Below are 4,471 nucleotides of genomic sequence, written 5' to 3'. Positions count from 1 at the left end.
GCCCCCTCTTCGGTGAGTAGATTTAGATGAACGAGGTCTAGCTGTTAAGCGCGGCCCGTTCGTTCTCAAGGAATTCTTCTTCCAGCATGGCATCAGCAAGTGCAATCGATTCGGTCTGCCCGGTGGTTGCGGCGCGCTTGCCACGCAATTTGCCGAACAGATGCTCCAGTTTATGTTCCAGCTTGGTGGCTGCGCCTTCGATCGCAAGTTCCAGCGACTCGGCCTTGTGCGTCACGGAAATTGGCTGGTGGCCTTTTGGCCGAGCCTCAAGTTGGCAACGCAAATCATGGGGACCTGGCTTGTCGCCATTCTCATCTCCCAAATGAACCTCGACCCGTGTCAGGTCTTCTTCGTAACGTTCGAGCGTGCTTTCAATGGTAGTACGTACCCACTCCTCCAGTCGGATGCTGCTTTGAATATGGTTATCGCTGTTGACTTGGATTTGCATAGTTCATCCCTTATTCGGCTAGCTCGCCAGGGGCCAATCGACGTTAGCGCAACGGCCCCTTGAGTACAGAGTCGGGCTGGCGGAAGAACAATTCAACCCCCGAAAAAAGATAAATATTCATTTGCAAATAAAGCCGGACAACGCGCAATAGCATTGATACTGTCGGGAGTTACCCCGCCCTGCCTGTTCATTCCAATCCGCCTGCGTGCCCTGCACCGTCAGCGAACATCGGCCTGCCAGTGCCCCGAAACGGGCTGCCGCCATAGCCGCATCCCAGAGCATTGCGCGTCCAGGCGCCGTGATCATTGTCCGACAGTTTTTCCGGCATGCCCCTTGCTACCTTCCTTGCAGGAGGCGCTGCGGGCTGCGATCAGCGGGTCAACCGCCTGCCCGCCCCGGAATCTGGCGATGGATACGATCATGGAATGGCCGATGGTCCGGTGTTGCGAACTAATCCTGATCATGGCCGGTCAACAACTGCACGTTCAATCAGGCGGTGACGCATCATGGACAACCCTTTTCAGATCATTACGGACGCGTTCGCGCCGCAATACCAGATCAACTTGAGCATCCAGGGTCTGGACGGCAGCATCATGCTGACCTTGTCCAAGGCCGGGCGTGTCGTTGCCAAGCGCATGATCAGCGCGCAGCAGCGCAACGACCCGGAACGGCTAAAGCGCCTGGTGCAGAGCATTCAGTTCGGCATTGCCATCGAGCAGGGCCACAGCGCCGTGGCCATCCTCGAAGCCATGACCGGCGGCGACAACATCAAAGTGCCGCCACCGCAGGCACAGGGCCAGGCGTCCAGCGCCGCAGGCCTCTAGATTTCGCCCTTCTCCACTTCGGCATGCTCGCTCGAACCCGCGCCGACCTTACGGTGCGGGTGTTCGATCTTCACCGAGGGAAACTGCGACGAAGCGTAGCGCACCACCAGGATCGCGAACGCCAGCAGCAGGATGCCGCCGCACAAATAGATGATGCCCAGGTCCGGCGGGCTGTGATGCGAAACGTTGGAAATCAGCAGGCGCGTCAACGCGGTGATCGCCACGTAGATGAGAAATCGCACCGGCATGTGGTTGGTCTTGAAATAAATCCCGACCATCGCCCCCAACTCCAGGTAGATGAACAGCAGGAGGATGTCGTCGATCTTGATATGGCCCTCCTCGATCATCTGCAGGAACTCCATCACGGCGGCCCATGCCGTCACCGCACCGATGGCGAACAGCGCCAGGTAGTGGAAGGTCTCGACGAACAGGTTGCCCAGGGATTCGGCCAGCTGGTGGACATTCTGGCGCAGGTTCTCGGCCCAGTTGATTTTCACGATGTAATTTCCTTAGGTCGACTTGACCGGATGATGCGGGTTGGACGTGACGGTTGTTCTGCATGCAGAAAAAAGGCCAGCGACCGGAATGAGATGGCACAGCGCTGGCATTCGACACGTTGGCGACATCAAGCGGTCCCGTCGCGGGAACGTTTGTCCAGGGCGACAAACGTCGAAACCGGTCTACATTAAAAAGCCACTATTCAAAGCGTCAGGATTCGCTTATCCTTTGGCCTGTATATAAATACAGTAGTCACAGACAAAACCAATGTGAAGGCATGTGAGGTGGTGAATGGCCGTCGAAGTGGTATACCGCAGCAGCCGAGATCTGGAGCGATTGTTCATGGATAAAGCCGAAGCTGACCGTCATGACAAAATGCTGGAACTCGCTGAATTGCTTGCAGAAGTGCTGCAAAAAGCCGTTCCATCGCTAAGCGAACAACAGGTGGAGGAAGCCGGCATCTACATGGCGAAGAATCGCGATGTGTTCGCCAAGGCATTCAAGAGCCAGCCAGATGCTTTGTCCGAACTGCTCAATCCGTCGGACGAATGATCAAAAAGATCGCAGCCTTCGGCAGCTTCTACACCATGTAGGAGCTGCCGGAGGCTGCGATCTTTTTTTATCGGTACAACAAACGCTCCGCGAGCTCGTCAGCCACCCTGGCCGGTGAGCGTTTTTCGGCTTGGGCATGGGCGAAGACTTCCGTGAGCCGGGCGCCGATCTTGGCGAGATGCGCCGTGATGGTCGGCAGCTCTTCGCCGCGGTGTTTCAAGGCAACATAGATCAGGCCACCGGAATTGATCACGTAATCTGGCGCATAGAGGATCCCGCGTCTTTCCAACTGGTCAGCGACCTGCAGGTTGCTCAACTGATTATGCGCCGAGCCGGCAACGGCCGAGCAGCGCAGTTGCGCCACGCTCTGGCTGTTGAGTACCCCGCCGAGGCCGCAGGGAGCCAGGATGTCGCAGGGGGTACTGAGCAGTGCGTCGTTGGCGATGGGATGGGCGCCAAGTTGTTCCATCGCCAGTTGGACTTTACCGGGGTCGATATCGCTGACCAGCAGTTCGGCGCCCGCCGCATGCAGTTGCTCGGCCAGCGCATAACCGACATTGCCCAAGCCCTGAATGGCCACCCGCAGGCTTTCCAGGTTGTCGCTGCCCAGGCGAGCCATGGCGGTGGCGCGGATCCCGGCGAACACCCCCATTGCCGCGTGAGGCGCCGGGTCTCCCGCGGCAGTGGTGCTGGTGACATGGCGAGTCTGCTGGGCGATGCAGTCCATGTCCGCCACCGATGTGCCGCTGTCGATGGCGGTAATGTAGCGACCATCCAGCTGCTCGATGCAGCGACCGAAGGCTTCGAACAGCGCCGCGCGGCTCTCGACATGCGCCGGGCGCATGATGACCGCGACGCCGCCTCCCACGGGCAGGCCGGCCAGCGCGGCCTTGTAGCTCATGCCCTGGGCCAGGCGCACGGCGTCAGCCACGGCACTTTCGTCGTCGGGGTAGGAAAGATAACGACAGCCACCCAGGGCAGGCCCAGGACGGCTGCAATGAATGGCAATAACCGCCTTCAACCCGGTCGCCGGGTCTACGCTCAAGTGCAGCGATTCAAGGCGGGAGCTTTGCATGAGAGCAAACATCGACAGGCTCCCGAATCACTTTTGTCTGTTTCGCCAGTATAGGCGTGCGGTCGAAAATTGCTGGAGTACGCCGGAATAACGCGGCATAAACCTCTGTCTTTTGGGCATAACCGGCTACCGCCTCTTTACCGGACTGGACGAAACCTCGTGGCAGAGCTAAAACGAGGCATAGTCCGGAGACTGTGATGAAACCGCGCCAAGCCTTTTTTGACTGTCTGCACCGCTCGCCACCGGCGCTGTTCGAAGCCGCCCTGTGGATCGCCGCCGAGCATGATCGTGAAGTGGACGTGCCGGCGTTATTGAAGGATTTCAGGGATCTGCAACAGCAAGTCAGCCATGGCCTGCCGATGTTGCCCGTCAGCGAACTGGGCCAGCCGTTGCTGCGGCGCCTCAATGACCTGGGCTTCGCCCAGGACGACGCGACGCCGCTACGGCCTGGTGCGGCGCTGCTGAACAAGGTCCTGGTCCGCAAGCGAGGGCAACCGCTGGCCCTGGGCCTGATCGCCTTGGAATTGGCCAAAGGCCTGGAAATCCCGATGACCGGCGTCAACTTCCCCGGCCATTTCCTGCTACGCGTACCTGGCGCGGATCATCTGCTCGACCCCTGCGGCGGTCGCCGCTTGTACCCCAATGACTGCCGGGACTTGCTGCATCGCCAATACGGCGCCAACCTGCCGCTCAAGGCCGAGCACATGGTCACCGCCGAGCCGATGCAGATGCTCCAGCGGCTGTCGCGCAATCTCAGGCAATTACACCTTGCGAACGACGACTACATCGCCGCGCTCGTCGATGCCGAACGGGTGCTGGAATTGGGTAACGCCAGCGCCGCCGACTACCTGGCCCGCGCCAGTCTCTACCAGCGACTCGATTGCCCCAATGCCGAACGTTTCGATCTCGAACATGCATTGATGCTCAGTGACGACCCGATCCAGCGGATCCGGCTGACCGAGCGGCTGGGGCATCTGCCACCGAATACGATTGTGCATTGAGCCCCCGCGGCCCATTACACACCCTGTGGGAGCGAGCCTGCTCGCGATGACGCAGGCAGCCTCACCATCAGAG

The 4,471-nt window shown here is 59.6% G+C and carries 6 protein-coding genes; 3 read left to right on the top strand and 3 right to left on the bottom strand.

Going from position 1 to position 4,471, the window contains the following annotated elements; all coding sequences use genetic code 11:
- Nucleotides 1–37: 37 nt before the first annotated feature.
- Nucleotides 38–448 (bottom strand): HPF/RaiA family ribosome-associated protein, encoded by a 411-nt coding sequence (locus ACE04F_RS18150; protein WP_486108819.1) that lies wholly within the window; start codon nucleotides 446–448, stop codon nucleotides 38–40.
- A gap of 506 nt (nucleotides 449–954) precedes the next feature.
- Here ACE04F_RS18150 and ACE04F_RS18145 point away from each other — a divergent pair.
- On the top strand, nucleotides 955–1,272 hold the full coding sequence (locus ACE04F_RS18145) for a DUF3509 domain-containing protein (RefSeq protein WP_305496721.1): 318 nt from the start codon (nucleotides 955–957) through the stop codon (nucleotides 1,270–1,272).
- On the opposite strand, the gene ACE04F_RS18140 is transcribed toward ACE04F_RS18145, so the two are convergent.
- On the bottom strand, nucleotides 1,269–1,769 hold the full coding sequence (locus tag ACE04F_RS18140) for a phosphate-starvation-inducible protein PsiE (RefSeq protein ID WP_186611035.1): 501 nt from the start codon (nucleotides 1,767–1,769) through the stop codon (nucleotides 1,269–1,271). The two genes, ACE04F_RS18145 and ACE04F_RS18140, sit on opposite strands and share 4 nt — an antisense overlap.
- Before the next feature lie 292 nt (nucleotides 1,770–2,061).
- On the opposite strand from ACE04F_RS18140, the gene ACE04F_RS18135 reads away from it, so the two are divergent.
- Nucleotides 2,062–2,322, top strand: a complete 261-nt coding sequence (locus tag ACE04F_RS18135; protein ID WP_003205410.1) for a YebG family protein — start codon at nucleotides 2,062–2,064, stop codon at nucleotides 2,320–2,322.
- 67 nt (nucleotides 2,323–2,389) lie between these two features.
- Here ACE04F_RS18135 and ACE04F_RS18130 read toward each other — a convergent pair whose 3' ends face one another.
- Entirely contained in the window at nucleotides 2,390–3,409 is a 1,020-nt protein-coding gene (locus ACE04F_RS18130) for a Glu/Leu/Phe/Val dehydrogenase family protein (protein WP_434569763.1), read from the bottom strand.
- A gap of 185 nt (nucleotides 3,410–3,594) precedes the next feature.
- Between ACE04F_RS18130 and ACE04F_RS18125 the strand changes: the two genes are divergently transcribed.
- Nucleotides 3,595–4,398: a SirB1 family protein gene (locus tag ACE04F_RS18125; RefSeq protein WP_486108815.1), complete on the top strand. Its 804-nt coding sequence runs from the start codon at nucleotides 3,595–3,597 to the stop codon at nucleotides 4,396–4,398.
- The last annotated feature ends 73 nt before the right edge of the window (nucleotides 4,399–4,471 follow it).

Source organism: Pseudomonas sp. AGC41 (genome assembly GCF_057334555.1).
Note: the sequence above shows the minus strand (reverse complement) of the source record. Positions and strands in the feature narration are given on the sequence as shown.